Here is a 26,587-nt window from a genome sequence, read left to right as displayed (position 1 = left end):
CATGAGCACCACGATCAAGGAGCTCGACGGCGCGCCGTCCATCGTCGCGGGGTACGCGAAGGCCTTCGGGTCGGCGCTGCCGCTGGTCGGCAAGCTGCCCCTGCCGCTGCCCGGTGGCGGCGGTGACCTGCCCGACCTCGAGCTGCGCGTCCCGTCGCTGAAGACCGACCTCGGGCATCTGTCGGCGTACGCGCAGGTCTGCGGCTTCACGCTGCGGGACACCCTCCCGGTGACCTACCTGAACGTGCGCGCGTTCCCGGTGCACATCGCGCTGATGACCGACGCGCAGTTCCCGTTCGGCCCCGTCGGCCTCGTGCACCTGACGAACACGATCACGCAGGCGCGGCCGGTCAGCGTGCGCGAGGAGCTGTCGCTGCGCGTCTGGACGACCGGCCTCGACCCGCACCCGAAGGGGCGGACGCTGACGCTGCACACGGAGGCGGCCGACGCCTCCGGCGCGGTCGTCTGGACCGCGGCGTCGACGATGCTGCATCGGTCCCACCCACCCGGGGGATCGGGCGACCGCGTGGAACGCGGGCCCGATGCGGACGTCCCGGCGTCCGCCACCTGGAAGGTCCCGGGCGACCAGGGCCGCCGCTACGCCGCCGTCTCGGGCGACCGCAACCCGATCCACCTGTATGGCCTGACGGCCAAGGCCTTCGGCTTCCCGCGCGCCATCGCGCATGGGCTCTGGACGAAGGCCCATGCGCTGGCCGCGATCGAGTCGCAGCTGCCGGACGCGTTCACCGTGGACGTGGAGTTCCGCAAACCGGTCCTGCTGCCGACGAAGGTCACCTTCGGCTCGGCGACGGACGCGAAGACCGGAGTGACCGCGTTCGCCGTCCGCGACGCGAAGAAGGACTCGGCGCACCTCGTCGGGACCGTCACACCCGCCGCGGCGGCGAAGACGCCGCCCAAGAAGACCCCTGTCAAGAAGACCACGACCGCAAGGACGACCGCATGACCACTGTTGCCGAACGAGGGATGGGCCTCGGGCTGAAGGCGATCCGCCAGATCGCGGGCCTCGAGGTCATCGACCGCGTGGGCCTGCGCGGCCCCGCCGAGCGCGCGCTGTACGTCGCCACCAAGAACGGGATGGGCGCCGCCGCGAGCGCGGGCCGCACCTTCACCGTCGTCACCAAACGCGGCACCGCGGAGCGCCCGCGCCCCGCGTCGACGACCGGCCTCTTCGACCTCACCCCCGACGAGGACCAGCAGATGATCGTGGAGGCGATGAAGGAGTTCGCCGCCGCGGAGCTGCGCCCGATCGCCCTCGCGTCGGACACCGCATGCGCGGCGCCGGCGGAGCTGCTGGCGTCCGCGGACGAGCTCGGCCTGGCCACGCTCGGCGTGCCCGAGGAGCTGGGCGGCTCGGCCGCCGAGCGTTCGGCGGTCACGGGCGTCCTCGTCGCCGAGGCGCTGGCCCACGGCGACCTCGGCCTCGCCGTCGCCACCCTGTCGACCGGCGCGGTCCCCACCGCCCTCGGGCTGTGGGGCGACGCCGGCCAGCAGGCCACGTACCTGCCGGCCTTCACCGGCGACGACGTCGCCGTGAGCGCGCTGGCGATCCTGGAGCCGCGGCCGCTGTTCGACCCGTTCGTCCTGAAGACGACGGCGCGCAAGACGGCCGAGGGCTACGTCATCGACGGCGTCAAGTCGCTCGTCCCGCGCGCGGCCGACGCTGAGCTGTTCCTCGTCGCGGCCGACCTCGAGGACCGCGGCCCGGCCCTGTTCCTCGTCCCGACCAGTGGCGGCGGCGTGACCGTCGTCGCCGAGCCCGCGATGGGCGTGCGCGCCGCGGCCACCGCGTCCGTCACGTTCAACGCGGTCCCGGTCCCGGAGAACGCGCTGCTGGGCGGCGCCGACCAGGACATCTACGCCGAGTGCATCCACCGCGCGCGCCTCGCCTGGTGTGCGGTCGCCGTCGGTGCGTCGCAGGCGGCGCTCGACTACCTGATCCCGTACGTCAACGAGCGGGTCGCGTTCGGCGAGCCGATCGCCAACCGCCAGGCCGTCGCGTTCACCGTGTCGGACATCGCGATCGAGACCGCCGGCATGCGCCTGGCGACGTGGCGTGCCGCGTCCCGGGCCGACGCGGGCAAGGAGTTCTTCCGCGAGGCCGCCGTCGCCCGTCAGCTGTGCGTCAAGCACGGCGCGGAGATCGGCTCGTCCGCCGTGCAGCTGCTCGGCGGCCACGGCTACACCAAGGAGTACCCGGTCGAGCGCTGGTACCGGGATCTGCGAACCGCGGGCGTGTACGAGGGCGCCCTCCTCGTCTAGTCGACGGAGAAAGAGACCACGATGATCAATCTCGAGACCCCCAAGAAGTTCAAGCCCCTCATCGGCCAGGCCCACACGGTCGCCCAGGAGGTCCTGCGCCCGATCGCGCGCAAGTACGACACCGCCGAGCACGCCCGCCCGAAGGAGCTCGACTTCCTCGCGGCGATCCTCAACGGCATGGAGGACTCCGGCGCCACGAGCGGTGCCGGTGCCGCCGGAGCCGGCAAGGGCAAGGACGCCGACAAGCCTGGCGCTGCGCTGAACGGCGGCGCGGCGAACGGCCACGCGAACGGCAACGGCTCGGCGGACCCGGCCACGACGAAGAACGGCTCGAACCTGTCGACCGCGCTGTCGATCATGGAGATGTGCTGGGGCGACGTCGGCCTGCTGCTCTCGATTCCCGGCCAGGGCCTGGGCAACTCGGCGATCGCCGCCGTGGCGTCCCCCGAGCAGCTGGAGGAGTTCGGTGGCCGCTGGGCCGCGATGGCGATCACGGAGCCCGAGTCGGGGTCCGACTCGGCGTCGATCCGCACCACCGCGGAGCTCGACGAGGCCACCGGCGAGTACATCCTCAACGGCGAGAAGATCTATGTCACGGCCGGCGAGCGGGCGGAGCTCGTCGTCGTCTGGGCGACCCTGGACCGCAGCGTCGGCCGCGCCGCGATCAAGTCGTTCATCGTCGAGCGCTCGAACCCGGGCATGAAGCTCGACCGGCTCGAGCACAAGCTCGGCATCCGCGCGTCCGACACCGCGGCGTTCATCCTGCAGGACTGCCGCGTCCCGGCGAGTGCGCTGCTCGGCTCACCGGAGGTCGACGTCAAGAAGGGCTTCGGCGGCGTCATGCAGACGTTCGACAACACGCGGCCGCTGGTCGCCGCGATGGCCGTCGGCTGCGCGAAGGCGTGCCTCGAGTTCACGCTCGAGCGCCTGAACGAGGCCGGCGTGGAGGTCGACTACGACAAGCCGATCCTGTCGCAGTCCGCCGCCGCGGCGAAGTACCTGGCGATGGAGGCCGAGTACGACGCGGCCCGCCTGCTGACCATGCAGGCCGCGTGGATGGCCGACAACCGCAAGCCGAACTCGGTCCAGGCGTCGATCGCCAAGGCGAAGGCCGGGCGCACCGGGACCGACGTGGCGTTCGGCTGCATCGAGCTGTGCGGCGCCATCGGCGTCACGGAGACCGAGCTGCTCGAGAAGTGGGCGCGCGACGTGAAGATCCTCGACATCTTCGAGGGCACCCAGCAGATCCAGCTGCTGATCATCGCCCGGCAGCTGCTGGGCCGGTCGAGCGCGCAGCTGAAGTAGTCGGGGTTCTGTGGCCGGGGGCGGAGGGCCGGCGGTCATGGCCCTCCGCGGCTGGGGCGCCGGAGCACGTGTCGGAAGCGACGACTCGAGCCCGGCGCCGGACGCCGCTCCGCGCCACGACCGCCGGCCCCCACCCCCGGTACGGGCTTGGTGTTGCTCGTTCAGCGATGAGGCGGGCGGCTGCGTGGCGGGCCTGGTCGCTGCCGGGGTGGTGACCGTACGAAGTGGTTGCTGAGCAACCGTTTCGTTCGGTCGCGCGGTCAGCGGCCGCGCTCCATCACCACGTGCGGGCCGATCTCCGGGAGCTCGAACTCGTCGCTGACGACCAGGAAGCCCGCCCGCAGGTAGAGGTTCGTCGCCGGCGTGCGCGCGTTGCACCAGATGCGCGTCGCCCCGGCCCGCAGCGCGTGGCCGACCAGGGCGTCGAGGACTGCGCCGCCCGCACCCTGCCCGCGGGCCTCCGGCGCCGTCGCCATTCCGCGGATCCGCCAGCCGCCCGGCTCGCCGTCCGGCAGGACGAGCCCGGCCGCGACCACGGCGTCGTCGGCCGCCGCAAACGCCGCGGCCACGAACTCCCCGCCCGGCTCGTCGTGCGCCGCGAAAGCCATGAGGGACTCATGCGGCCGCAGGACCGCCCGGCGCAGCGCGCGCGTCGCGGGCAGCGTCGACGGCCGGACGACGAACGGCACGCGTAGACCGTCGGCGGGTTCGGGCGCAGCACTCATCCGGGGACGAGGGTAGCCAGATGGCGCCCCGCCCCGGCACCGGATGCGCGAGGATCAGCCCATGAACGCAGACGGGACGGTGGCGGGCTTCCCGAGCACGGTCGGCCGGGTGCTCAGCCGCAGCGCGGCGCGATCACCCGGGCGCACGGCGCTCGTGTTCGGCGCGCGCACGTGGACGTACGCCGAGCTCGACGTGGCGGTCGGCCGGGTGGCGTCCCGGCTGCTGGCGACCGGCCTGACGCCCGGGGACCGCGTCGCCGCCTACGGCAAGAACTCCGACGCCTACCTGGCCCTGTACCTCGGCTGTGCCCGTGCAGGCCTGGTCCACGTCCCGGTCAACTTCAACGCGACCGGCGACGAGCTGACCTACCTGCTCACGCAGTGCGACGCGTCCGTCGTCTTCGTCGACCCCGTCCTGTCCGCGCAGGTCGACGCGGTCGAGGACACGCTCGGGGGCCTGCCGCGCGCGTGGCTGCAGTCCTCGCCGATCGGGGACGACGTCCTCGCCTGGATGCAGGACGCCGACGGAGCGGTCCACGTGGAGAGCGGCGTGAAGGACGACGACCTCGTGCAGCTGCTGTACACGAGCGGGACGACCTCGCGGCCCAAGGGCGCGATGATGACCCACCGCGCGCTGGTCCACGAGTACGTCTCCTGCATCGTCGGCCTCGAGCTCACGGACCGCGACGTCGCACTGCACTCGTTGCCGCTGTACCACTCGGCACAGATGCACGTCTTCCTGCTGCCGGCCCTGGCGGTCGGCGCGACGAACCACCTGCTGGCCGCCCCCGACGTCGAGGCCGTCTTCGACCACGTCGAGGGCCAGGACGTGAACGCGGTGTTCCTCCCGCCGACGGTCTGGGTCGCGGTCGCCAACCACCCGGACCTCGAGCGCCGGGACCTCACCGGCCTGAAGAAGGCGTTCTACGGCGCCTCGATCATGCCCGTGCCGATCCTGCAGCGGCTGCGCGGCACCTTGCCCGCGGTCGGCTTCTACAACTGCTTCGGCCAGTCCGAGATCGGTCCGCTGGCGTGCGTGCTGCGGCCGGAGGAGCACGACGAGCGCCCGGACTCCTGCGGGCGCCCGGTGCTGTTCGCCGAGGTGCGAGTGGTCGACGAGGACGGCAACGACGCCGCGCAGGGCGAGCTGCTCTACCGCTCGCCGCAGCTCTGCACCGGCTACTGGGCGCTGCCGGAGGCGACGGCGGAGGCGTTCGCGGGCGGCTGGTTCCACTCGGGTGACCTCGTCCGGATCGACGACGAGGGCTACCTGTTCGTCGTCGACCGCATCAAGGACGTCATCAACACGGGCGGCGTCCTGGTCGCCTCGCGCGAGGTCGAGGAGGCGCTCTACGGGCATCCGGCGGTCGGCGAGATCGCGGTGGTGGGACTCCCCCACGAGCGCTGGATCGAGGCGATCGCCGCGGTCGTGGTCCCGCGCGACGGCGCCGCCGTGGAGCCCGACGAGCTGATCGCCTACGCCAAGCAGCACCTCGCGCCGCACAAGGTGCCGAAGTCGGTGCACCTCGTCGACGAGCTGCCCAAGAACCCGTCGGGCAAGCTCCTCAAGCGCGAGCTGCGCCAGCAGTTCGGCGGGGCCGGCTCCGCGATCGGGCGCGACTGATGGCACGCGATCGCGCGGCGGGCAAGGAGGCGCGGCAGGCGCAGAAGCTCGAGAAGGTGCAGGTGGAGGTCGACGAGCTGCGCCGGCAGGGACGGGCGTGGTACTACCGCGGGATCCTCGCGCTGATGGCCGCGGCGCCGCTCGCGTTCATCGTCGTCCTCCTGACCGCCGTCCTGGTCGGCATCGCGATCTGGTGCTTCGTGAAGGGCACCGGGTTCGGCTTCCGCGCGAACGAGCTGCTGGCCGCGGCGGGCGGCGAGGTCCCCGGGCGCTGACCCGACGGCACGCCGCCGACGGCGTCCGGCCTGCGCCGGATGCGCTTGACTAGGGGGACGATGAGCGACGACTTCCCCCGCTGGCCGCCGGACTGGCTCGACGAGTACGCGCTGTCCAAGGAGGAGACCCTCGCCGCGGCGGGCGCCGTCGAGCTGCGCTCGGGCCTGCGCGGCGACGGCCAGATCCTGTTCGCGGTGCAGTGGCCGGACGGGCTGCGCTACATGGTCGTCGACCCGGTGGGCGGCGGGACGCCGCAGGCGCTGCGCATCGGCGAGAAGTCGGAGGACGGCGAGATCGCGCGCCTGGTGGAGGGCCTGTGGTCGCAGGCGCTCGCGCAGGCGAAGCAGCTGATCGATGGCGAGATCCAGGCGGCGACGCCGCTGATGCCGACGCTGCCCGACCCTGGCGGGGACGGCGGTCGGCGCCGGCGGTGGGGCCGCGGCTGACCCGCGCGGGGAGCGCGTCAGTCACGCGCGCGCCGTATTAGGCTTCAGCGCATGGCCACCGAGGATCCGACCGTCGCACCGCCCGAGGAGAAGTCGCGGCTCTCGAACACCGACATCGCGACGATCGCCCTGGTCGCGGTCGTCGTCGTCTTCGCGGTCGCGAACTCCCGCACCACGAAGATCTCCTGGGTCGTCGCCTCGTCGAAGGCGCCGCTGTTCGTGGTGATCGCGATCTGCGTCGTGGTCGGCTTCGCCGCCGGTTTCCTGTTCGCGCAGCGCCGCGCGAAGCAGAGCTGAACCCGCTGCGGCAGGAGTCAGACCGCTAACCTGGACGGATGCAACGCGTTCTGGACAAGTCGGCAGTGCTCAAGGAACTGGAGAGCGTCGCAACCAAGCTGGCAGCACCCGGGCTCACCAGCAAGGCGCGCCTGCCGCTGCTCCGCCGCCAGGCGCAGCTCGGCGACCTGCGGGACGCGATCGCAGCGCGCGCTCGCAGCGGCGCGTCCTGATCCGGCGTCCCTGACGGCAGGCGGTCGTCGCGACGGACTACGGTGCGGGGCATGCCCCGCACCGGTCTTGAGATCCAGCTCGCCGCCCGCCCCGTAGGCGAGCCCCGGCCGGGCGACTTCCACGCCGTGACCGTGGACGTCCCGGACCCCGGCCCCGGCCAGCTGCTCGTCCGCAACACGTGGATGTCGGTCGATCCGTACATGCGCGGGCGGATGAACGACGTCCCCAGCTACATCCCGCCGTTCGCGGTCGGTGCGCCGCTCGAGGGTGGGGCGATCGGCGAGGTCGTCGCCGGCGGCGGCGACGAGATCCCGGTCGGGACGACCGTCAGCCACGGGCTCGGCTGGCGCGAGTGGGCGCTGCTGGAGCCCCGCACCTACCGCGTGGTCGACACCGCGCTCGCCCCCGCGCAGGCCTACCTCGGCGTCCTGGGGATGCCGGGGCTCACCGCCTACGCCGGTCTGCTGGACGTCGGTGAGCTGCGCGACAACGACATCGTGTTCGTCTCCGGGGCGGCGGGCGCGGTCGGCTCGCTCGTCGGCCAGTTCGCCAAGCTGCGTGGCCACACCGTGATCGGCAGCGCCGGCTCGGCGGCGAAGGTCGCCCACCTGACCGATGACCTCGGCTTGGACGCGGCGTTCAACTACAAGGACGGACCGGTCGCCGAGCAACTGCGTGCCGCGGCCCCGGACGGCATCGACCTGTACTTCGACAACGTCGGCGGCGACCACCTCGAGGCCGCGATCGACGTCCTCAACGTCGGCGGCCGTGTGGCCATGTGCGGCGCGATCGCCCAGTACAACGCGACGGAGCCGGTCGCCGGGCCGTCGAACATGATGACCGTCGTCGGCAAGCGCCTGACGTTGCGCGGGTTCATCGTGACCGACCACGGCAGCCGGCTGGCGGACCTCGTGACGCACATCGCCCCTGCGCTGTCCGAGGGCCGCATCACGGCGCGGGAGACCGTGGTCGACGGCCTCGAGCGGGCGCCGCAGGCGTTCATCGACCTGCTGCGCGGGGCCAACACCGGCAAGATGCTCGTGCGGCTCGGCTGAGCCGCGGGCGTCAGCCCGCCGGGTCGGCCTTCATCCGGCGGGCGAGCGGGCGCACCGCGAGGGCGCCCATCAGCAGCGGGACGACCATCAGCCAGACCACGGGATCCGAGAGCGAGAACTCCTCGAGCCGGGTCCCGAGGGCGATGACCATGACCGTCAGCGGCAGCGAGCCGACGAGCGTCGTCCACATGAACCTGCCGACCGGGACGCGCGCGGCGCCGGCCACGTACCCGACGAGGCTGTACGGGACGATCGGGACCAGGCGAGCCGCCAGCAACCCCCCGGCGCCGCCACGGTGGACCAGGGCCTCGGCCTGCTCCAGGCGCGACCGGCCCACGATCCGCTGCAGCAGCGGCCGGCCGGCGTGCTGCCCGAGCCAGTAGGTGAGCAGCGCCGAGGCCATCCAGCCGCCGATGACGAGCGGCAGCGCGCCCAGGAAGCCGTATACGAGGCCGGCCGTGGCGGTGACCAGCTCGGAGGGGAAGAGGACGACCGCGTGGATGAGCATCACCGCGATCAGGACGAGGACCCCGGTGGCGCCGAGGTCGCGGAGCTGCTGCCGTAGGTCACCGCCGTCGCCGTCCATGGCATGCCCGGCGGCTTCGCGGAGGGCGGGCACCGCCAGGACGACGGCGGCCGCGATGGCGATCGCCACGAGGCTGAGCAGCACCCCCAGCCAGCCGTCGTGGCCGCCTTCGGCGGGCGGGACGGGGTCCGCAGGGTCCGCAGCGACGGTGTCTGTCTCCGGCTGCGACGGAGCGCGTTCCGGGTTCAGTGCTGCCGTCATGCGCGGGTGAACGACCGGTCGGGCACGGTCTTGAGGGTACCGGCCGTCGACAGGACGGGCGCCGGGACCGCACCCTCGAGCGCGGTGCCACCGACCGGGTATCCGGTCGCCGTCACCTCACCGTCCTGAGCGGGCGCAAGGACGGACCGCCGGTATGGGATCATGGCCGCGCCATGAACTCCACCCAGACCGCTCCGCGCGTGGCCTTCGTCCGGGCCCGCTGGCACGCCGACATCGTCGACCGGGCACGGGACTCGTTCGTCGACGAGATCGCCCGCCTGACCGACGGGGCGGCCGTCGTCGACACGTTCGACGTGCCCGGCGCGCTCGAGATCCCGCTGCACGCCAAGACCCTCGCTGCGACCGGCCGCTACGACGCGATCGTCGGCTGCGCGCTGGTGGTCGACGGCGGCATCTACCGGCACGAGTTCGTCGCGGGCGCCGTGCTCGACGGGCTGGTGGCGGTCGGCCTCGCCGCCGAGCTGCCCATCTTCTCCCTCGTCCTCACGCCGCACCACTTCCACGAGGGCGAGGAGCACCGGCGCTTCTTCTTCGAGCACTTCGTCGTCAAGGGTGCCGAGGCGGCGAACGCCTGCGTGCAGACGCTGGCCGCCCGCGCGGCCATCGCCGCCTGAGCCGGGACCGGGCCCGCGGCGTCAGGGTCGTGGGGCGACCGGGGCCGGCAGGCGGCCGCGCGGCAGCAGCAGCATCAGCGCCACGAGCGAGCCCACCGCCGCGGCCGCGATCACGACCGCCATCGGGACGCCGTGGTGCAGGCCCGCCACGCCGACCAGCGGCGCGGCCAGCGCACCGAACGCGTACTGCGACAGTCCCAGCAGGGCGGACGCGCTGCCCGCCGTCCGCGGGTGCCCGGCCATCCCGATCGCCGCGGCGTTCGGGAGGATCAGGCCGATGCTCGCCACGACGGCGAACAGGCAGACGAGGACCGCGACCAGGCCGACCTCGAGGACGCTGACGAGCACGAGCCCCACCGCGCCCGCCGCCGCCGTCCGCACGCCGAGCGTCAGCAGCCGGTCCGGCGCCACGCGGCCCACCAGGCGACCGCTCACCTGGCTGCCGAGCAGGATGCCGAGCGCGTTGACGGCGAAGAGCAGGCTGAACGTCTGCGGCGAGACGTCGTAGACCTCCTGCAGGACGAACGGCGAGCCGGCGATGTAGGCGAACATCGCCGCGAACGAGAGTCCACATGCGAGGGTGCAGGCCAGGAAGGTCCGGTCCCGCAGCAGGGTGGCGAAGACCGACGTCGTCTCCCGGACGCCGCCGGTCCGGCGCCGGTCGGGCGCGTGGGTCTCGGGCAGGACCCGCCAGGTCACGGCGGCGAGCACGGCGCCGATGCCGGCCAGCACGCCGAAGACCCCGCGCCAGTCCGTGACGCGCAGGACCTGGCCGCCCAGGACCGGCGCCAGGATCGGCGCGAGGCCGCTGACGAGCATCAGCCGCGCGAACGCCCGTGCCGCGGCATCCCCCTCAGCGACGTCGCGGACGATCGCGCGGGCGATGACGATGCCCGCCGCACCGGCGACGCCCTGCACGAATCGCAGCAGCGTGAGCGTGGCGACGGACGGCGCGAGCGCGCACAGCAGCGACGCGAGGCCGTACGCGAGCAGGCCGGCCAGCAGCGGACGACGGCGACCGTGCGTGTCGCTGAGCGGCCCGATCAGCAGCTGGCCGGCCGCCAGACCGGCCAGGCAGGCGGTCAGCGTGACCTGCGCTGCGGCGGTCGACGCCCCCAGGTCGTCCGCCATCGCCGGGAGGCCCGGCAGGTACATGTCCATCGACAGCGGGCCGAAGGTCGACAGGCAGCCGAGGAGCAGCAGCAGGTGGCGTGGCGGCGCCCCCGTGTGTGGGACGGTGCCGCGCACCCGGGCACCGTAGCGCCGCCCGGCGGGCGCCGTCAGGCGGGTGAGTCCTCGGGTCCGCGGGAGGCCCGCGAGTCCTGCGAGGCGCTGAACCCGCGGTGCCGCAGCCAGTCGGTGACCCCGGGGACGAAGACGTCGGCGACGTTCATCGCCTGCCCGACGGGCGGCGTCAGGCGGCGCGGGCGCTCGACGATCGCGCGCGTGACGAAGCCGGCGGCCTGGTCCGGGCTGATCGCCGGGACGCCGCGGTACGCGCCGGTCGGGGAGATCATCGGCGTGCGCACGAGCGGCATGTGGATGGTCGTCACGCGGATGCCGTCGTTCAGGACCTCCGCCTGGAGGCTGTCGCCGAACGCGTCGAGGGCCGCCTTCGACGCGACGTACGCGCTGAACCGGGGCACGCGCGTGAGGACACCCAGCGTGGAGACGTTGACGATCTGCCCGTGGCGGCGCTCCTGCATCGCCGGCAGCAGCCCGAGCGTCAGGCGGACCGCGGCGAAGTAGTTCAGCTGCATCGTGCGCTCGTAGTCGTGGAAGCGGCCGGTCGAGTTGCTGACGGCGCGCCGGATCGACCGGCCCGCGTTGTTGACGAGGATGTCGACGTGCCCGTGCTGCTCCAGCGCCTGCGCGCAGAGGGCGTCGATCGCCTCGCCGTCGGTCAGGTCGACCGGGTGCACGCTCGCGCGGCCGCCGGACGCCTCGACGGTGGCAGCGACCTCCTCGAGCTTGCCGGCGCTGCGGGCGACGAGCGCGACCGTCCCGCCGGCCGCACCGATGGCGTGGGCCGTCGCCTCGCCGATGCCCGACGAGGCACCGGTGACGAGCGTGACGCGGTCCCTCAGCGCGCGGTCCAGCGGCCAGGCGCCGTAGCTGCGGCCGGCGGTCCCGACCGGCCGCATGGCGACGCGGTTCGCGAGGCCGGCGGAGTCGACGACGAGGCGCTGCAGGGCGTTGGGGCGTGAGGCCATGCGCGCGATGTTACGCCACCGTAGCCTCGCGCGCTCGTCTGTGGGGTCTGTTGAAGCATCTGCCGTCGATGCGAGCGCGGCCGGATCGTGGATGCCAGACGACGACGGGTGAGCCGATCAAGGCTGGTTGCCTTTTACCGGCTCTCCCGGTGGCGTCTGGCGCCGCGAGACGGCTCGGTCGCGCGACTCGCTTGCTTCAACAGGCCCCTGACCGCTGCCGGCAGCCTGCGCGTGGCCGGCGACGTCGATCACGCGACGCTCGTGGGTGCCGACGCCGATCGTGCGGTCACCCTCCTTGACTTCGACGTCGAAGTGCAGCTTGCGGCCGTCGGTCACCTCGGTGATCCGCGCGGTCGCGGTGCACGTGGAGCCCTCGAGCGAGCCCGCCACGTGCTTGATGTTCACCGCGAAGCCCACGGTCGCCTTCCCCGCAGGGAGCTGCTCGAACGCGAGCGTGGCGGCCGTCCGCTCCATCATCCCGATCATGCCGGGAGTCGACAGGACGGTGACGCCGATGGTCCCGCCGACGTCGGTCGTCACGAGCCCCTCGACCACGAACTCGTCGGTGCGCTGCGATCCGATCTCCATGCGGTGAACGCTACTTCGGCGCGCGCTTTCGCGGCTGCGGGAGATCGGTGATCGTGCCCTCGATGAGGTCGGCGGCGAGGCCCATGGTCTCCGACAGCGTCGGGTGCGGGTGGACGGTCAGCGCGAGGTCGCCGGCGACGGCGCCCATCTCGAGGGCCAGGACGGCCTCGGCGATGAGGTCACCCGCGTGGACGCCGACCGCGCCGGCGCCGAGGATGCGATGGGTCTCCGGCTCGACGATCAGCTTCGTGGCGCCCTCGCTGCGGCCGAACGACAGCGCGCGGCCGGACGCCGCCCAGGGGAAGGACGCGGTCTCGTGCGGGATGTCCTGCGCCTTGGCCTCGGTCTCGGTGAGGCCCATCCAGGCGACCTCGGGATCGGTGTACGCGACCGACGGGATCGTCTTCGCGTCGAAGACGACGTCCTCGCCGGCGATGACCTCGGCGGCGGTCTTGCCCTCGTGGATCGCCTTGTGGGCGAGCATGGGGCCGGGGACGACGTCGCCGATCGCGCTGATGTGCGGGACGTTCGTGCGCAACTTCGCGTCGACCGGGATGAACCCGCGGTCGTCGACCTCGACGCCGGCCTTCCCGGCCTTGATCGCCTTGCCGTTCGGGCGGCGGCCGACGGCGATGATGACGCGGTCGAAGGTCGTGGTCGCCGGGGTCTCCTTGCCGGCGAAGCGCACGTGCAGGCCGTCGTCCTCGGCGCTGATGGCCTCGACGCGCGTCCCGAGGTGGATGCCGGCGTAGCGCTTCTCGATCCGCTTCTTCAGCGGGCGGACCAGGTCCTGATCGGCGCCCGGGATCAGGACGTCCGCGAGCTCCACGACCGTGACCTGCGAGCCCAGCGCGTCGTACACGGTCGCCATCTCGAGGCCGATGATGCCGCCGCCCACGATCAGCAGGCTGCCGGGGATGTCCCGCAGCTCGAGCGCTCCGGTGGAGTCCATGATGCGCTCGTCGTCCGGTAGGTCGGGCAGCTTCACGGCCTCCGAGCCGGCGGCGATGATGCACTGCTCGAAGGCGATCGTCTGCTCGCCGCCCGACGTCTGGACCGCGATCAGGTTCGGCCCGCGGAACTCGGCGACACCGTGGACGGTGCGGACCTTGCGCTGCTTGGCCATCCCGGACAGCCCGCCGACGAGCTTGCCGACGACGCCGTCCTTGAACTCGCGCAGCTTGTCGAGGTCGATGTCGGGCGCGGCGAACGCGACGCCATGCTCGCCCGAGGTCTCGGCGTCGGTGATCAGCTTGGCGGTGTGCAGGAGGGCCTTCGACGGGATGCAGCCGACGTTCAGGCAGACCCCGCCGAGCTGCTCGTACCGCTCGATCATCAGGACGTCGAGGCCGAGGTCGGCGGCGCGGAAGGCGGCGGTGTAGCCGCCGGGTCCGGAACCGAGCACCACCAACTGCGCGCTCACGTCAGCCTCAGGAAGCGCTGACGGGTCGGGTAGGGCACGATCGGAGGCCACGCTGGCCGACGCGGGAGCGGTCGGCATGCCCTCCGGAGCGTCGTCCGGCAAAGCGAGGGACGAGCGTGCCGAAGCGGAGGGGGGCGTGCCGGCCGCGGACGATGTCTCGCCCGTACGGTCACCGGCCGAGTCCGCAACCTCGAGAGTCAGGAGCGGAACGCCCTCCTTGACCGCGTCCCCCACTTTCACCATCACCTCGATGACCTTGCCAGCGGCGGGCGACGGGACCTCCATCGTCGCCTTCTCGGACTCGAGGACGACCAGGCTGTCCTCCTTGGCGACCGTGTCGCCGGGGGCGACGAGGACCTCGACGACCGGGACGTCGTCGAAGTCGCCGATGTCGGGGACAGGAACCGTGACTGTCGTCGCCATTAGAGAAGCACCCGCCGCAGGTCGGTGAGGGTCTGACAGAGGTGCACCATGAACCGCGCCGCCGCGGCGCCGTCGATGACGCGGTGGTCGTAGCTCAGGGAGAGCGGGACCATCAGCCGAGGGACGAACGCGCTGCCGTCCCAGACCGGCTTCATGGCGGACCGGGTCACGCCCAGGATCCCGACCTCCGGCGCGTTGACGATCGGCGTGAACGACGTCCCGCCGATGCCGCCCAACGAGGAGATCGTGAACGTCGAGCCCGACATCTCCTTCGGGGACAGCTTGCCCGCGCGGGCCTTGCCGGAGAGCTCCGTCAGGTCGCGCGCGACGTCGAGGATGCCCTTCTGGTCGACGTCGCGGATGACGGGGACGACGAGCCCGTTCGGCGTGTCGGCCGCAAACCCGAGGTGGTAGTAGCGCTTGTGGATCAGCGCCTCGCCACCGGGCTCGAGCGAGGAGTTCATGTCCGGGAACGCCTTCAGCGACGCGACGCACGCCTTCATCAGCAGCGCGACCATCGTCAGCTTGGCGCCGCCCTCCTTCAGCTTGGCCTGCTCGGCGTTGACCTGCTTGCGGAACGCCTCCAGCTCGGTGATGTCCGCCTCGTCGTCGTGCGTGACGTGCGGGATCGCCACCCAGTTGCGGTGCAGGTTCGTCGCGCTGAGCTTGCGGATCTTCGAGAGCTCCACCCGCTCGACCGGACCCTGCTTGGCGAAGTCCGGCGTCGGCCACTTCGCGAGCGCGAAGCCGAGGATCGACGTGGCATCCCCGGCGCCCGCGGCACCACCGGCCGGGGCCGGAGCCTTGGCCGCGGCATCGGCGGCAGCGCGGAGGTCGACCGCCTGGATGCGGCCACCGCGGCCGGTCCCGGCGACCGTGGTCAGGTCGATCCCGAGCTCACGGGCACGCCGGCGGACCATGGGGCTGGCGTAGATCGGTGCGTCATCGCTGCCACCTAGCAACCCCCCACCCCCGTCCGGGGCCCCGGCTTTCGCCCCCGTGCCGTTCGTCGTAGGAGCGGTTGGCATGCCCCCCAGAGCGTCGTCCGGCAAAGCGAGGGACGAGCGTGCCGAAGCGGCGGGGGGCGTGCCGACCGCTCCCCCTGCGTCGGTCTCCGCTGCCTCGTCCTCAGCATCCGAGTTCCCCGACTCGGCATCGCCACCTGAGTCGTCGTCAGCAGACTCCTCGACCGTCAGCAGCGGCACCCCTTCTTTCACGCTGTCCCCGACCTTCACCAACAACTCCTTCACCACGCCGGCCACCGGGGACGGGACGTCCATCGACGCCTTCTCCGACTCGAGCGTCACGAGCGGGTCCTCCACGCTCACGGTGTCCCCCACCTCGACGAGGATCTCGATGACCGGGACCTCGTCGAAGTCGCCGATGTCCGGTACCTCGACTGTCGTCACCGACGCCACGGTGCCACCGCCTCGGGATCGATGGAGTACTTGTCGATGGCCGCCTGCGCGTCGTCGGTGCGGCCGAGGGACTGCAGCGCCGCGATCACCACGTGGTGGCGGTCGACCTCGAAGAACGAGCGCAGCTTCACGCGGTAGTCGCTGCGGCCGTAGCCGTCGGTCCCGAGCACCGTGTAGGGCGCGTCGAGGTACGGACGGATCTGATCGGCGACCGCGCGCATGTAGTCGGTCGACGCGATGACCGGCACGTCGCCCGGCAGGCAGCGCTGCACATGCGAGTCCGTCGGTTTCTCCTTCGGGTGCAGCCGGTTCCAGCGCTCGGCGGCCATCCCGTCCCGCCGCAGCTCGTTGAACGACGTGGCGCTCCAGACGTCGGCGCTGACGCCGAAGTCCTCCTGCAGCAGCTGCGCGCCGGCGATGACCTCGCGCAGGATCGTGCCGGAGCCGAGCAGCCGGACGTCGCCCGACCCGTCCCCGGCGATCTGGTGCAGCCCGGCCAGGATGTCGGCCTCGGAGCCCTCCGGCAGCGCGGGCTGCACGTAGTTCTCGTTCATCACGGTGAGGTAGTAGAAGACGTCCTCGCGCTGGGCGATCATCCGCCGCAGGCCGTCCTGGACGATGACCGCGACCTCGTAGGCGAAGGTCGGGTCGTACGCGACGCAGTTCGGGATCGTCGACGCGAGCAGGTGCGAGTGGCCGTCCTCGTGCTGCAGCCCCTCGCCGTTCAGCGTCGTCCGGCCCGCCGTCCCCCCGATCAGGAACCCGCGCGCGCGGCTGTCTCCGGCGGCGTAGGCAAGGTCGCCGATCCGCTGGAACCCGAACATCGAGTAGTAGATGTAGAACGGGATCATCGCCACGCCGTGGTTGGCGTACGACGTCGCCGCGGCGATCCAGGAGGACATGGCGCCGGGCTCGTTGATCCCCTCCTGCAGGATCTGGCCGTGCTTGTCCTCGCGGTAGAACATGAGCTGCTCGGAGTCCTCGGGCGAGTACAGCTGCCCGACCTGGCTGAAGATGCCGAGCTGGCGGAACATGCCCTCCATGCCGAACGTGCGCGACTCGTCGGGGACGATCGGCACGACCCGGCGGCCGAGCTGCTTGTCGCGGACGATGGTCGCCAGGACCCGGACGAACGCCATCGTGGTGGAGATCTCGCGCTCGCCGGAGCCCTCCAGCTGCGCGTGGAACTTCCCCAGCGGCGGAACCTCGAGCTCCTCGGTCGAGACCTTGCGGACGGGGAGCGAGCCGCCCAGCGCCTCGCGCCGCTCCCGCAGGTAGACCATCGCCGGGTCGTCGTCCGGCGGCTTGACGAACGCGGTGTCGTCGATGCGCTCGTCGCTGATCGGCAGGTCGAAGCGGGTCCGGAACGCGAGGATCGAGTCGCGCGTCATCTTCTTCTGCTGATGGGTGATGTTCTGGCCCTCGCCGGAGGTCCCCATGCCGTAGCCCTTGATCGTCTTGGCGAGGATCACCGTCGGCTGGCCCGAGTGCTTGGACGCGGCGGCGTAGGCGGCGTACACCTTCACCGGGTCGTGGCCGCCGCGGTTCAGCGCCCAGACCTCCTCGTCGCTCATGTGCTCGACCATCTTCAGGAGCTCCGGGTCCGTCCCGAAGAAGTGCTCGCGCACGTAGGCACCGTTGCGGGACTTGTAGGTCTGGTAGTCGCCGTCGACGGCCTCCTCCATGCGGCGGACGAGGCGGCCGTCCTTGTCGGCGGCCAGCAGCGCGTCCCACTTCGAGCCCCAGATGACCTTGATGACGTTCCAGCCGGCGCCGCGGAAGTTCGTCTCGAGCTCCTGGATGATCTTGCCGTTGCCGCGCACCGGCCCGTCCAGACGCTGCAGGTTGCAGTTGACGACGAAGACGAGGTTGTCGAGCGTCTCGCGGCCGGCGAGGGAGATCGCGCCCATCGACTCCGGCTCGTCCATCTCGCCGTCGCCCATGAACGCCCAGACCTTGCGCCCGGCGGCCTTGCCGAGGTCGCGCCCCTGGAGGTACTTCATGAACCGCGCCTGGTAGATCGCCATCAGCGGCCCGAGGCCCATCGAGACGGTCGGGAACTGCCAGAACTCCGGCATCAGCCACGGGTGCGGGTAGGAGCTCAGGCCCGGCTTCGTGGCGTCGGTCTCCTCGCGGAAGCGGCGCATCTGCTCCTCGCTGATGCGGCCCTCCAGGAACGCCCGCGCGTAGATGCCCGGGGACGAGTGGCCCTGGATGTAGACGAGGTCGCCGCCGCCGTTGTCCTTGGTGGGCGCGCGCCAGAAGTGGTTGAAGCCTGTCTCGTACAGGACGGCCGCCGACTGGAAGGAGGCGATGTGGCCGCCGAGCTCGCTCGACTCCTTGTTCGCCTGCAGCACCGTCTCCATCGCGTTCCAGCGCACGAGCGACCGCAGCGCGCGCTCGACGGCGGGATCGCCCGGGAGCGGCGCCTCCTGCTCGACGGCGATCGTGTTGACGTAGGGCGTCGGGCCGTCGGTGCGGGGGTGCGCGCCGAGGCGCGAGGACAGGCTGAGCAGCTCGTCCAGGATCTGCCGGGCGCGTTCGGGACCGTCGTTGCGGGCGACGGCGTCGAGCGCCTCGAGCCACTCGCGGGTCTCCTGCGGGTCTACGTCGCTCTGGCTCATACGCGAGCCGTTTCCGCCAACGGGGTGTTCGCCATGTAGGTCCGTCCTACCAGCTTGCCCCCGTGGCCGCCACTCGCGCCAGCTATCCGTCGGGGCGCTGACGCCCCGACGGCCGTGCCCGGATCAGTGCGCGGCGGGCTCGCGCTCCAGCGCCTGGCTGCGCGCGCTCAGGGAGCGGCCCAGGGCGGCGACCTCGGCGTCCATCTCCGGCAGCAGCGTCGGCGTCGCCTTGCGGACGTCGCGCTCGCCGAGCTTCGACTGCACCAGCGGACGGATGAAGCGGAACAGCCCGACCCAGCCGGGGACGTTGACGCGGTTCTTGCGACCCTCGATGCCCTTGACGAACAGCTCGCCGCACTTCTCGACCGACGTGGTCTTGCTGAGCGGGCCGGGCAGGGTCTTCAGCATCTTGCCGAAGGCGCCGAGGTCGGCCTTGGCGTCCTGCACGAGCGGCGTGTCGATCCAGCACATGTGCGCCGAGCCGACGTCGACGCCGTGGTGGGCGACCTCGAGCCGCAGCGTGTTGGCGAAGTACTCCGCGCCGGCCTTCGACGCGTGATAGGCAGCGAGGCCCGGGCTGGCGGTGTAGGCGGCGAGCGAGGAGACGACGAGGACGTAGCCCTGGCGCTCGATGACGGACGGCAGCGCGGCGCGGACGGTGTGGAAGACGCCGAGGACGTTGACGTCGAGAACGCGCTTGAAGGTCTCGGGGTCGACGGCCAGGACGGAGCCGTAGCTCGCGATGCCGGCGTTCGCCATGACGACGTCGATCCCGCCGAAGCGCTCGACGCCCTCGGCGACCGCGGCCTCCATGGACGCGAGGTCGCAGACGTCCGCGACGACGCCCACGACGTGGTCGGATCCCAGCTCGGCGGCGAGCGCGTTCAGGGGCTCGACGTCGAGATCGGTGAGGACGAGCTTCGCCCCCTGCCGGCGGAGGCGCCGTGCGACCTCCGCGCCGACGCCGCGTGCGCCGCCGGTGATGAGGACGACCTTGCCGTTCATGGAGCTCATAGTACGGAAGCGTACCTTCATCGCGGCGGAAGGTCACACCACGGTCGGGCGAGCGCCTCCCAGCAAGTTCCCAGCCTGGCTTCAGCTGCGGCAGAGGGCCCGGGCCGACGATGCGTCCATGACCCCGCAGGCCGACACCCGTCCCGCCGCCGCCTCACGGCTCCGGCTCCCGGCCGACAGGACGCACTGCCACCGGTCACGCTCCCCGTCACCAGCGGCATCGCGTCCGCCGACGACCGTCGAGCTGACCGAGCGCTTCGCGTGCTTCGGCACCACGGTCGCCGTGGTCGCGAGCGGTGAGGACGGCGCGGTCGTCCGGACGGCGATGGCCCGCGCCCGCGGCGTCGCCCTCGACGTCCACCACCACCTGACGCGCTTCGACCCCGCCAGCGATCTGTGCCGCCTGAACGCCGACCCACGCCGCGCGGTCCCGGCCGGCTCGCTCCTGCGGCGGCTGGCCGAGGCCGCGCGCTGGGCCGGCGAGGCGAGCGGCGGCCTGGTCGACGCCACCTGCCTGCCCGCCCTGGAGGACGCCGGCTACCGCGAGCACTTCGAGCCCGGCGGCGGCGTCGGACCGCGCTGGCAGCGCGCGCTGCGCAGCCCGGCGCCGCTGGCGGGCGGCTGGCGCCTGCTCCGGGTGAGCGGCACGAGCATCGTCCGCCCGGCCGGCGTCCGCCTCGACAGCGGCGGGCTCGCGAAGGGCATGGCCGCCGACCTGATGGCCCACGCGCTGCGGGACTGCGCCGCCTGGGCCGTCGACTGCGCGGGCGACGTCAGGCTCGGCGGCACCGCCGACCTCGAACGGGCCGTCCACGTCGCGGGCCCGCACGCCGGCGACGACCCCGTTCACACCCTGCACCTGCGCGCGGCCGCGGTCGCCACCAGCGGCGTCACCCGCCGCGCCTGGGCCGGCGGCGGGCACCACCTGATCGACCCGCGGACCGGCTCGCCGGCGGACACCGGCCTGGTGCAGGTGACCGCCCTCGCGCCGACCGGCCTGCTCGCCGAGGTCCGCGCGAAGGCGGCGCTGCTGAGCGGGCCCGGTGGCGCGGCGGACTTCCTTCCCGATGGTGGCGTCGCCGTCACGTCCGCCGGCGCCATCCACGTCCACCTGACCACCCTCCGCGGAGCATCACGATGACCTTGGCCGCAGTTGCCACCGGCGACCACCTCTTCTGGATCACGAGCCGCGCCGCGGGCATCACCGCCCTGGTCCTGGCCAGCGCCGCGGTCGCCGCCGGCCTGCTGATGGGCACGAAGCTCGTCCGCGGCACTCGTGCGGGTGACCTGCGCGTCCTGCACGAGGTCCTGTCGCTGGGGACGATCGTCGCGCTCGTCGTCCACGCGGGCTCGCTGCTCGGCGATGCATACCTGCGTCCCGGGGTCGCCGACCTCCTGATCCCGTTCGTCTCCCCGTACCACCGGTGGTGGACCGCGCTCGGGATCTTCGCCGGCTGGGGCCTCGTCCTGCTGGGCCTGTCCTACTACGCCCGCGGCTGGATCGGGCAGGCCCGCTGGCGGACCGCGCACCGCTTCACCGCGCTGGCCTGGCTGATGGGCCTCGGGCACTCGCTCGGGGAGGGGACGGACGCCGGGACGACGTGGTTCCTCGCGTTGGTGGCAGTCGCCGTCGTCCCGACCCTGGTGCTGCTGGTCGCCCGGCTGGCCGGGCTGAAGCGCGGGACAACGGCCGGCAGCCGCGCGCCTGCGACGCCCCCGGCGACCGCGCCGGCCACGACCGCCCGGACCGGCCGCGCCGGCCACCCCACCCCGGCCGAACGCCCGCGCGAGCCCGCCGGCCTGTTCTGACCCCGTTCGGCCCTCGTCCGGACTTTGACCACCGCAGCGGTTGCGGAACCCGGGGTCAGCGAGCCGGGGAGGGCGGTTTGCGGGCAGACAACGAGGGCATGGCACCACCCATGCCGACCGCCTCGCCGGAACGGGCCGCCACCGCGGCCGCCCTGCACACGCAGACCAAACGCCTGCTCGACGAGGAGATCCTGCCGAACGTCGCCGCGTGGGACCGGGACGACGTCCTCCCGGACGACCTCCTCGACACGCTCGTCGAGCTCGGGGTCACGCGCGCGCTCGTGCCCGTCGAGCACGGCGGCGACGGCCTCGGCGTGGCGGACATGGTCCACGTCTGGCGGCTGCTCAGCCAGGGCTGGATCTCGATCACGGGTGCCGTGAACCCGACGGGCCTGGCCACCACGCTGCTGGTCCGCCACGGGTCGCCGGCCCAGCGCGAGCGCTGGCTCCCGCAGATCGCGAGCGGCGAGGTGCTCGCATCGTTCTCGATCACCGAGCCGCAGGCCGGCAGCGACCTCAAGCGACTGGAGACCTCCGCACGCGTCCACCCGGACGGCGGCCTCGTCGTCGACGGGACCAAGCGCTGGGTCGCCGGGGGCCGCTCGAGCGGCGTGGTCTTCGTGATGTCCGGCGTCGAGGGGACCGACAAGCCGTCGTGCATCGTCCTCCCGACCGAGGGCCGTGGCACCTCGTCGTGGCGGGTGGACGACCTCGACAAGACCGGCTACCGCGGCGTCGAGTCGGCCGCCTACGTCTTCGACGAGCACCATGAGCCGGGTGCAGAGGTGCTCGGCGGCGACGACGGACTGGGCCGTGGCGCGCGGCAGATGCTCGACGCGCTCGACGTCGGCCGGGTGAACGTGGCCTGCCGCGCCCTCGGCATCATCGACCGCTGCCTGGTGTGCGCCGTGGACGAGTCGACGGGCCGCGAGATCGCGGACGGTGTCCTGGGCGACCACACCCACGCGCAGCTGCGCGTCGGGGAGATCGTGTCGCGCCTGATGGCCGTCGAGGCACTGGTCCTGCGCGCGGCCGAGGCGGTCGACCAGCAGCGCGAGGACTCAGGCCGCTTGGCCACCGCGGCGAAGATCGTCGCGTCCGACACGGCCGTGTGGGCGGTCGATCGCGCTGCACGCCTGGCGGCGAGCCGGTCCTACGGCGCCGACGACGAACTCGCCCGGCTGCGCCGCGACGCGCCGCAGACCCAGATCGGCGAGGGCGCGAACGACGCACTCCTGCTGGCGCTGGCCGGCCCGCTCCTGGCGGGCTGACCGGCGACTGCCTGCGGTCGGCGGCGTGTGGTCAGAAGTGCCGCGTGGGCACTTCGCGCACCATGCCGGCCGCGGGCGGAACCTTCAGGCAGCGGCCAGCACGTCGCGCGCAGCGATCTGCGGCTGCGGCGGCTGATCCGGCCCGCCGGGCGCCGGGGACGGGTCGGGCGCCGGGGTCGGCGGCACGGGATCCGGACTCGTCGGGCCCGGCTCGGGGGTCGGCGCGGGCGGGACGGGGTCGGACGGCCCACTCGGCGTGCCGGGATGCGGCGGGATCTGGCCAGGGACTTCGAGCGTCGGAGTGGTCATGCCGAATGCGTACCCGTCATCGCCCGGGCCACACGCGGCGCCGTCAGCGCGCATGCGTTTGGGTACCCGAACCCGTGGGCACGCGATAGTGCATGCAACTTGACGACGACCTCCCCACCGCCGACGTCGACCGCCTTGCGGAGCGCCGCCGTGAGGAGCGCCGCGCGGTCGAGGAGGCCGGGGGCGGCGAGTCGGAGGGCTTCGAGCAGGCCGAGCGCGACCTGATCAACAACGCGAGCCACGGTGACGACCACGGGACCGCCGTCATCACGCGCGACGCCCGCGACGAGGCCGAGGACGCAGGCGAGACGCACGGCGAGGCCGACGCGGAGCTGATCCCCGATTCCTGAGCGCATTCCCCGCGTCAAGGGCGTGACCGGCGTGACCCGCTGCCGCGCGACCCGCGTCGGCTCGACGCGGACGCTGACCCGGCGCCACCCGGAGTTCGAGCACCGGGGCGGCGCGAAGCGGCGTGCACGCCGCCACCGGGCTCATCGGCCCGACCCGCTGCGCCCCTGAAGCACTCGTCGGCTCGCGCGGTAGCGTTCGCCGACGATGGCGAGCGCCACCCCCGACGGCCGCGAGCCCGCGCTCGACACGCTCGACCCCGGGCAGCCGGTCCAGGTCGTCCTCATGGAGGGCTTCCGCGTGGGGGACCGCCCGGTCCGCGCGCCGCACCGCCACGACTACCACGAGCTGCTCTGGCTGCGGTCCGGCTGCGGGCAGCACCTGGTCGACGGCGAGCCGGCGTCCGTTCCCGCCGGCGCGGTCACGGTCATCGGCCGCGGACGCGTCCACCAGTTCCTGCGGGCGGACGGCCTGGACGGCGCGATCCTGCGGTTCCGCGACGAGCTCGTCGGCGGCGGTGCGCAGCGGATCGCCGCGAGCTGGCTCCTCGCTGGGACGACGGGACGCACGATTCCCGTGCCGGCCGGCGAGCACGGCCGCCTCGACGCGATCCTGCTCGCGCTGCAGGCCGAGGTCCGGCGTCCGCAGGACACCTACAGCGCTGATCTGCAGGGCAACCTCATCGCCACCGTCCTGCTGTGGCTCGAGCGGTGGTTCGACGGCTCGCGCGGCGAACGGCACGGCGAGCCCGCCGACGCCGACCTCGCCCTGCACCGCCGGTTCGTCGCGCTGCTCGAGAGCGACTTCGCCCGGCACCACGACGCGGTCCACTACGCCGACGCGCTCGCCGTCCCCCGCGCGACGCTGACCCGCGTGCTCGGGACGCAGACGGGGCGCAGCACCAAGGACCTGATTCTGGACCGCGTCATGCTCGAGGCCGCGCGGCTGCTGCGCTTCACGGACCTCGCGGTCGGCGAGGTCGCCTTCCGCGTCGGCTTCCCCGACCAGCTCTACTTCTCGCGAGCGTTCAAGCGGCACTTCGGCGTGCCGCCCGTCCGCTACCGCGACGCCGCCCGCGGCCGCGGCCGCGGCCGCGAACCCGTTGTGCCGCCGGGCACACCCCGAACCCCCGACCGAGGTCAGCCATGAAGATCGCGTACGTCCTCTACCCCGACTTCACCGCCCTGGACCTGATCGGGCCCTACGAGGTCATCAGCCTGTGGCCGGACGTCGAGCTGCACTGGGTCGCGACGTCGCCCGGACCGATCCACACCGACCACGGCCTCGCGATGCTCCCGACGACGACCCCCGAGCAGTTGCCGGACCCCGACGTCGTCGTGATCCCCGGGTCCAGCAGGCCGCTCGGGGTCCTGAGGGACGAGGTCCTGCTCGACTGGGTCCGCCAGGTGACCCCGACCGCGACCTGGCTTGCGTCGGCGTGCACCGGCGCCGGGGTGTACGCGGCCGCCGGGGTGCTCGACGGCCGGCGCGCGACCACCCACTGGGGCTTCCGCGAGAACCTCAGGGCCATGGGGGTCGACGTGGTCACGCAGCGGGTCGTCTTCGACGGGCCGTTCGTCACCGGCGCGGGCGTGTCCGCCGGCATCGACATGGCGCTCGCCCTCACGGCCCGGGTCCACGGCGACGAGCTCGCGAAGGCGATCCAGCTCGGCATCGAGTACGACCCGCAGCCGCTGTTCGACGTCGGCTCGCCCGACAAGGCGGGGGCGTCGACCCTGCGCCTCGCCGCCCGGCTGCTGATGGGTGACACGCCGGTCCGCACGCTCGCGGGCTACAGCGCGCGGATGGCCCGCGATCGCGCCCGTGGCCTGCAGCGGCGGATCGCGGCGACGAGAAGTCCATAGATCGCACCGGCCCGTGCATTCCGGTTGAAAGCCACCCGCCGGATACTGGGAGCACGAGCCATGACGATCCAGGAGCACCGCCACATGCCGTCCCCCAGCCCCACCACCGCCCCCGCACCGACCCTCCCGGCCACCTTGCGCCTGGGCGCGGTCGACCTCACCGTCACGCACCTGGACCAGTCGGTGGCCTGGTACACCACCGCCCTCGGCCTGCGGGTGCACCGTCACGACCTGGACGTCGCCGAGCTCGGGGACGGGTCGGTCACCACCGTCGTCCTGCACGAGGACGCGCAGGCGCGCGCACCGCACCGCACCGCGGGGCTCTACCACTACGCGCTGCTGTACCCGAGCCGGGAGGACCTGGCCCGCGCCGCCGTCCGCCTGTCGGCCACGCGCGTCCCGGTCCAGGGTGCGTCCGACCACGGCACGCACGAGGCCATATACCTCGCCGACCCGGACGGCAACGGCGTCGAGCTCGCCGCCGACCGGCCCCGCGAGCAGTGGCCCACGCCCGAGGAGGAGTTCTCCGGCGGCGGGCCGCGGCCGCTCGACGTCGACTCGCTGCTGGCCGCCGTCGCCGGGGAGCCGGCCGAGCCGCAGGTCCGCCCCGGGCTGCGCATGGGGCACGTGCACCTGCACGTCGGCTCCGTCGAGGAGGGGCTCGCGTTCTACCGCGACATCCTGGGCCTCGAGGTCTGGGGCCGGCTGCCGACCGCTGCCTTCGTCAGCGCCGGCGGGTACCACCACCACCTGGCGTTCAACGTCTGGCGCGGCCCCGGCGTCCCCGCGCCCCCGCCGCACACGGTGGGCCTGCGGCACTGGACGATCGAGCTCGCGGCGGCCGACGAGGTCGCTGCGGTCCGCGCACGCCTGGACGGTGCCGGCGTCCCGACGGAGGACGTCCCCAACGGGTTCCTCGCCCGTGACCCGTGGGCGATCGCCGTGCAGGTCATCGCCCCGGCGGCGGCCGGAACCGGGGCGCCGGCATGAACCTCGACGACCGTCCCGACGCGCAGGGTCCGGTGGTGGCGACGGCGACCGCCGCCCGCCGCATCGATCCGCGCGTCCACATCGGCCACGTCCACCTGCGGACCGCCGACATCGACCGCATCCGCGCGTTCTACGTGGACGTCCTGGGCTTCGACGTCGTCGCCGAGGCGCGCGGCGTCCCCGGCTGGGGCACCACCGGGGACCTGCTGTTCCTGTCGGCCGGCGGCTACCACCACCACCTCGGCTTCAACACCTGGAAGTCGGCGGGCGGCGGCCCGACCCCGGACGGCGTGGCCGGCCTGCACCACGTCGCGCTTAACTACCCGACGCGTGCGGCACTCGGGGACGCCGTGCGGCGACTGCGGGCGGCGGACTGGCCGCTGCGGCAGGTGACCGACCACGGGACCCACCTCGCGATCTACGTCACCGACCCGGACGGCAACGACCTCGAGCTGGTGTTCGACCGTCCCTTCGACGTCTGGCCGCGCGACGCGGCCGGCCACGTGAAGATGGCGATGGACGGTGGGATCGACCTCGACGCGCTGGTGGCGGAGGCCGCAGCAGCCGACTGACCGCGCCGGCTGACAGGTTCTGCCCCGCAGCCGTGGCAGAACCTGTCAGTGGGCATGGCCCCGGAACGACGACCGCC

The 26,587-nt window shown here is 72.9% G+C and carries 28 protein-coding genes; 18 read left to right on the top strand and 10 right to left on the bottom strand.

What is annotated here, in order from left to right; all coding sequences use genetic code 11:
• Window position 1 precedes the first annotated feature (1 nt).
• Genes DSM112329_RS06265 through DSM112329_RS06255 form a run of 3 tightly spaced genes read left to right on the top strand, consistent with a single transcriptional unit; the run spans window position 2 to window position 3,585 of the window.
• Window positions 2–964 carry a MaoC/PaaZ C-terminal domain-containing protein gene (locus tag DSM112329_RS06265; protein ID WP_354700957.1) on the top strand — a complete coding sequence of 321 codons (963 nt, stop codon included), beginning with the start codon at window positions 2–4 and terminating at the stop codon, window positions 962–964.
• A 20-nt stretch (window positions 965–984) separates the two neighbouring features.
• Entirely contained in the window at window positions 985–2,280 is a 1,296-nt protein-coding gene (locus DSM112329_RS06260; protein ID WP_354702447.1) for an acyl-CoA dehydrogenase family protein, read from the top strand.
• 21 nt (window positions 2,281–2,301) lie between these two features.
• On the top strand, window positions 2,302–3,585 hold the full coding sequence (locus DSM112329_RS06255) for an acyl-CoA dehydrogenase (RefSeq protein WP_354700956.1): 1,284 nt from the start codon (window positions 2,302–2,304) through the stop codon (window positions 3,583–3,585).
• 260 nt (window positions 3,586–3,845) lie between these two features.
• Here DSM112329_RS06255 and DSM112329_RS06250 read toward each other — a convergent pair whose 3' ends face one another.
• Window positions 3,846–4,310, bottom strand: a complete 465-nt coding sequence (locus DSM112329_RS06250) for a GNAT family N-acetyltransferase (RefSeq protein ID WP_354700955.1) — start codon at window positions 4,308–4,310, stop codon at window positions 3,846–3,848.
• Between the two features lie 61 nt (window positions 4,311–4,371).
• Between DSM112329_RS06250 and DSM112329_RS06245 the strand changes: the two genes are divergently transcribed.
• The 6 genes from DSM112329_RS06245 to DSM112329_RS06220 are packed head-to-tail and all read left to right on the top strand — an operon-like array spanning window position 4,372 to window position 8,221.
• Window positions 4,372–5,934 carry a fatty acyl-CoA synthetase gene (locus tag DSM112329_RS06245; protein ID WP_354700954.1) on the top strand — a complete coding sequence of 521 codons (1,563 nt, stop codon included), beginning with the start codon at window positions 4,372–4,374 and terminating at the stop codon, window positions 5,932–5,934.
• Window positions 5,934–6,209 (top strand): hypothetical protein, encoded by a 276-nt coding sequence (locus tag DSM112329_RS06240; protein ID WP_354700953.1) that lies wholly within the window; start codon window positions 5,934–5,936, stop codon window positions 6,207–6,209. The genes DSM112329_RS06245 and DSM112329_RS06240 overlap by 1 nt, the downstream gene beginning before the upstream one ends.
• Window positions 6,210–6,269: 60 nt before the next feature.
• Window positions 6,270–6,656 carry a hypothetical protein gene (locus DSM112329_RS06235; protein WP_354700952.1) on the top strand — a complete coding sequence of 129 codons (387 nt, stop codon included), beginning with the start codon at window positions 6,270–6,272 and terminating at the stop codon, window positions 6,654–6,656.
• Between the two features lie 51 nt (window positions 6,657–6,707).
• Window positions 6,708–6,953, top strand: a complete 246-nt coding sequence (locus tag DSM112329_RS06230) for a LapA family protein (RefSeq protein ID WP_354700951.1) — start codon at window positions 6,708–6,710, stop codon at window positions 6,951–6,953.
• Window positions 6,954–6,991: 38 nt separating this feature from the next.
• Window positions 6,992–7,165 (top strand): hypothetical protein, encoded by a 174-nt coding sequence (locus DSM112329_RS06225; protein WP_354700950.1) that lies wholly within the window; start codon window positions 6,992–6,994, stop codon window positions 7,163–7,165.
• Between the two features lie 51 nt (window positions 7,166–7,216).
• Window positions 7,217–8,221 carry an NADP-dependent oxidoreductase gene (locus tag DSM112329_RS06220; protein WP_354700949.1) on the top strand — a complete coding sequence of 335 codons (1,005 nt, stop codon included), beginning with the start codon at window positions 7,217–7,219 and terminating at the stop codon, window positions 8,219–8,221.
• 10 nt (window positions 8,222–8,231) lie between these two features.
• Here DSM112329_RS06220 and DSM112329_RS06215 read toward each other — a convergent pair whose 3' ends face one another.
• Window positions 8,232–9,008, bottom strand: coding sequence for a VTT domain-containing protein (locus DSM112329_RS06215; protein ID WP_354700948.1), 777 nt, complete (start codon window positions 9,006–9,008; stop codon window positions 8,232–8,234).
• Between the two features lie 173 nt (window positions 9,009–9,181).
• On the opposite strand from DSM112329_RS06215, the gene DSM112329_RS06210 reads away from it, so the two are divergent.
• Entirely contained in the window at window positions 9,182–9,643 is a 462-nt protein-coding gene (locus DSM112329_RS06210) for a 6,7-dimethyl-8-ribityllumazine synthase (protein ID WP_354700947.1), read from the top strand.
• Between the two features lie 21 nt (window positions 9,644–9,664).
• On the opposite strand, the gene DSM112329_RS06205 is transcribed toward DSM112329_RS06210, so the two are convergent.
• The 7 genes from DSM112329_RS06205 to DSM112329_RS06175 form a co-directional block, all read right to left on the bottom strand.
• Window positions 9,665–10,891, bottom strand: a complete 1,227-nt coding sequence (locus DSM112329_RS06205; protein ID WP_354700946.1) for a multidrug effflux MFS transporter — start codon at window positions 10,889–10,891, stop codon at window positions 9,665–9,667.
• 32 nt (window positions 10,892–10,923) lie between these two features.
• A complete protein-coding gene (locus DSM112329_RS06200) occupies window positions 10,924–11,856 on the bottom strand; it encodes an SDR family NAD(P)-dependent oxidoreductase (protein ID WP_354700945.1) in 933 nt (310 codons plus the stop codon).
• A gap of 117 nt (window positions 11,857–11,973) precedes the next feature.
• A complete protein-coding gene (locus DSM112329_RS06195) occupies window positions 11,974–12,444 on the bottom strand; it encodes a hypothetical protein (protein WP_354700944.1) in 471 nt (156 codons plus the stop codon).
• A 10-nt stretch (window positions 12,445–12,454) separates the two neighbouring features.
• Entirely contained in the window at window positions 12,455–14,290 is a 1,836-nt protein-coding gene (gene lpdA / locus DSM112329_RS06190) for a dihydrolipoyl dehydrogenase (protein ID WP_354700943.1), read from the bottom strand.
• Complete coding sequence (locus tag DSM112329_RS06185) at window positions 14,290–15,699, bottom strand: 2-oxo acid dehydrogenase subunit E2 (protein ID WP_354700942.1); 1,410 nt, start codon at window positions 15,697–15,699, stop codon at window positions 14,290–14,292. The genes lpdA and DSM112329_RS06185 overlap by 1 nt, the downstream gene beginning before the upstream one ends.
• Complete coding sequence (gene aceE / locus DSM112329_RS06180; protein ID WP_354700941.1) at window positions 15,696–18,332, bottom strand: pyruvate dehydrogenase (acetyl-transferring), homodimeric type; 2,637 nt, start codon at window positions 18,330–18,332, stop codon at window positions 15,696–15,698. The genes DSM112329_RS06185 and aceE overlap by 4 nt, the downstream gene beginning before the upstream one ends.
• 123 nt (window positions 18,333–18,455) lie before the next feature.
• On the bottom strand, window positions 18,456–19,346 hold the full coding sequence (locus tag DSM112329_RS06175) for an SDR family oxidoreductase (protein ID WP_354700940.1): 891 nt from the start codon (window positions 19,344–19,346) through the stop codon (window positions 18,456–18,458).
• Between the two features lie 118 nt (window positions 19,347–19,464).
• Here DSM112329_RS06175 and DSM112329_RS06170 point away from each other — a divergent pair, with 118 nt between their 5' ends.
• The 3 genes from DSM112329_RS06170 (at window position 19,465) to DSM112329_RS06160 (ending at window position 22,426) form a co-directional block, all read left to right on the top strand.
• Entirely contained in the window at window positions 19,465–20,487 is a 1,023-nt protein-coding gene (locus DSM112329_RS06170; protein ID WP_354700939.1) for an FAD:protein FMN transferase, read from the top strand.
• Window positions 20,488–20,489: 2 nt separating this feature from the next.
• A complete protein-coding gene (locus DSM112329_RS06165; protein WP_354700938.1) occupies window positions 20,490–21,155 on the top strand; it encodes a hypothetical protein in 666 nt (221 codons plus the stop codon).
• 110 nt (window positions 21,156–21,265) lie between these two features.
• The gene (locus tag DSM112329_RS06160; protein ID WP_354700937.1) at window positions 21,266–22,426 is read left to right on the top strand and encodes an acyl-CoA dehydrogenase family protein; all 1,161 of its coding nucleotides are present in this window, start codon (window positions 21,266–21,268) and stop codon (window positions 22,424–22,426) included.
• An 84-nt stretch (window positions 22,427–22,510) separates the two neighbouring features.
• Here the strand turns inward: DSM112329_RS06160 and DSM112329_RS06155 are convergent, their stop codons facing one another.
• A complete protein-coding gene (locus tag DSM112329_RS06155; RefSeq protein WP_354700936.1) occupies window positions 22,511–22,735 on the bottom strand; it encodes a hypothetical protein in 225 nt (74 codons plus the stop codon).
• A 92-nt stretch (window positions 22,736–22,827) separates the two neighbouring features.
• Here DSM112329_RS06155 and DSM112329_RS06150 point away from each other — a divergent pair, with 92 nt between their 5' ends.
• The 5 genes from DSM112329_RS06150 (at window position 22,828) to DSM112329_RS06130 (ending at window position 26,510) form a co-directional block, all read left to right on the top strand.
• Window positions 22,828–23,085: a hypothetical protein gene (locus DSM112329_RS06150; RefSeq protein WP_354700935.1), complete on the top strand. Its 258-nt coding sequence runs from the start codon at window positions 22,828–22,830 to the stop codon at window positions 23,083–23,085.
• Between the two features lie 205 nt (window positions 23,086–23,290).
• Window positions 23,291–24,232 (top strand): AraC family transcriptional regulator, encoded by a 942-nt coding sequence (locus DSM112329_RS06145; RefSeq protein WP_354700934.1) that lies wholly within the window; start codon window positions 23,291–23,293, stop codon window positions 24,230–24,232.
• A complete protein-coding gene (locus tag DSM112329_RS06140; protein WP_354700933.1) occupies window positions 24,229–24,948 on the top strand; it encodes a DJ-1/PfpI family protein in 720 nt (239 codons plus the stop codon). Before DSM112329_RS06145 ends, DSM112329_RS06140 begins: the two co-directional genes overlap by 4 nt.
• 60 nt (window positions 24,949–25,008) lie before the next feature.
• On the top strand, window positions 25,009–25,938 hold the full coding sequence (locus DSM112329_RS06135) for a VOC family protein (RefSeq protein WP_354700932.1): 930 nt from the start codon (window positions 25,009–25,011) through the stop codon (window positions 25,936–25,938).
• On the top strand, window positions 25,935–26,510 hold the full coding sequence (locus DSM112329_RS06130; protein WP_354700931.1) for a VOC family protein: 576 nt from the start codon (window positions 25,935–25,937) through the stop codon (window positions 26,508–26,510). Before DSM112329_RS06135 ends, DSM112329_RS06130 begins: the two co-directional genes overlap by 4 nt.
• Window positions 26,511–26,587: the final 77 nt, after the last annotated feature.

It is taken from the genome of Paraconexibacter sp. AEG42_29 (assembly GCF_040581415.1).
Classification (GTDB): domain Bacteria; phylum Actinomycetota; class Thermoleophilia; order Solirubrobacterales; family Solirubrobacteraceae; genus Paraconexibacter.
Note: the sequence above shows the minus strand (reverse complement) of the source record. Positions and strands in the feature narration are given on the sequence as shown.

What these genes read in the sequence shown, in the direction of transcription:
- DSM112329_RS06235 (WP_354700952.1), top strand. Translation starts at nt 6,270, where the DNA reads ATGAGCGACGACTTCCCCCGCTGGCCGCCGGACTGGCTCGACGAGTAC.
- DSM112329_RS06250 (WP_354700955.1), bottom strand. Translation starts at nt 4,310, where the DNA reads ATGAGTGCTGCGCCCGAACCCGCCGACGGTCTACGCGTGCCGTTCGTC.
- DSM112329_RS06155 (WP_354700936.1), bottom strand. Translation starts at nt 22,735, where the DNA reads ATGACCACTCCGACGCTCGAAGTCCCTGGCCAGATCCCGCCGCATCCC.
- DSM112329_RS06140 (WP_354700933.1), top strand. Translation starts at nt 24,229, where the DNA reads ATGAAGATCGCGTACGTCCTCTACCCCGACTTCACCGCCCTGGACCTG.
- DSM112329_RS06160 (WP_354700937.1), top strand. Translation starts at nt 21,266, where the DNA reads ATGCCGACCGCCTCGCCGGAACGGGCCGCCACCGCGGCCGCCCTGCAC.
- DSM112329_RS06265 (WP_354700957.1), top strand. Translation starts at nt 2, where the DNA reads ATGAGCACCACGATCAAGGAGCTCGACGGCGCGCCGTCCATCGTCGCG.
- DSM112329_RS06175 (WP_354700940.1), bottom strand. Translation starts at nt 19,346, where the DNA reads ATGAGCTCCATGAACGGCAAGGTCGTCCTCATCACCGGCGGCGCACGC.
- DSM112329_RS06225 (WP_354700950.1), top strand. Translation starts at nt 6,992, where the DNA reads ATGCAACGCGTTCTGGACAAGTCGGCAGTGCTCAAGGAACTGGAGAGC.
- lpdA (WP_354700943.1), bottom strand. Translation starts at nt 14,290, where the DNA reads ATGGCGACGACAGTCACGGTTCCTGTCCCCGACATCGGCGACTTCGAC.
- DSM112329_RS06170 (WP_354700939.1), top strand. Translation starts at nt 19,465, where the DNA reads ATGACCCCGCAGGCCGACACCCGTCCCGCCGCCGCCTCACGGCTCCGG.
- DSM112329_RS06230 (WP_354700951.1), top strand. Translation starts at nt 6,708, where the DNA reads ATGGCCACCGAGGATCCGACCGTCGCACCGCCCGAGGAGAAGTCGCGG.
- DSM112329_RS06215 (WP_354700948.1), bottom strand. Translation starts at nt 9,008, where the DNA reads ATGACGGCAGCACTGAACCCGGAACGCGCTCCGTCGCAGCCGGAGACA.
- DSM112329_RS06195 (WP_354700944.1), bottom strand. Translation starts at nt 12,444, where the DNA reads ATGGAGATCGGATCGCAGCGCACCGACGAGTTCGTGGTCGAGGGGCTC.
- DSM112329_RS06150 (WP_354700935.1), top strand. Translation starts at nt 22,828, where the DNA reads ATGCAACTTGACGACGACCTCCCCACCGCCGACGTCGACCGCCTTGCG.
- DSM112329_RS06260 (WP_354702447.1), top strand. Translation starts at nt 985, where the DNA reads ATGGGCCTCGGGCTGAAGGCGATCCGCCAGATCGCGGGCCTCGAGGTC.
- DSM112329_RS06210 (WP_354700947.1), top strand. Translation starts at nt 9,182, where the DNA reads ATGAACTCCACCCAGACCGCTCCGCGCGTGGCCTTCGTCCGGGCCCGC.
- DSM112329_RS06240 (WP_354700953.1), top strand. Translation starts at nt 5,934, where the DNA reads ATGGCACGCGATCGCGCGGCGGGCAAGGAGGCGCGGCAGGCGCAGAAG.
- aceE (WP_354700941.1), bottom strand. Translation starts at nt 18,332, where the DNA reads ATGAGCCAGAGCGACGTAGACCCGCAGGAGACCCGCGAGTGGCTCGAG.
- DSM112329_RS06200 (WP_354700945.1), bottom strand. Translation starts at nt 11,856, where the DNA reads ATGGCCTCACGCCCCAACGCCCTGCAGCGCCTCGTCGTCGACTCCGCC.
- DSM112329_RS06145 (WP_354700934.1), top strand. Translation starts at nt 23,291, where the DNA reads ATGGCGAGCGCCACCCCCGACGGCCGCGAGCCCGCGCTCGACACGCTC.
- DSM112329_RS06220 (WP_354700949.1), top strand. Translation starts at nt 7,217, where the DNA reads ATGCCCCGCACCGGTCTTGAGATCCAGCTCGCCGCCCGCCCCGTAGGC.
- DSM112329_RS06245 (WP_354700954.1), top strand. Translation starts at nt 4,372, where the DNA reads ATGAACGCAGACGGGACGGTGGCGGGCTTCCCGAGCACGGTCGGCCGG.
- DSM112329_RS06255 (WP_354700956.1), top strand. Translation starts at nt 2,302, where the DNA reads ATGATCAATCTCGAGACCCCCAAGAAGTTCAAGCCCCTCATCGGCCAG.
- DSM112329_RS06135 (WP_354700932.1), top strand. Translation starts at nt 25,009, where the DNA reads ATGACGATCCAGGAGCACCGCCACATGCCGTCCCCCAGCCCCACCACC.
- DSM112329_RS06130 (WP_354700931.1), top strand. Translation starts at nt 25,935, where the DNA reads ATGAACCTCGACGACCGTCCCGACGCGCAGGGTCCGGTGGTGGCGACG.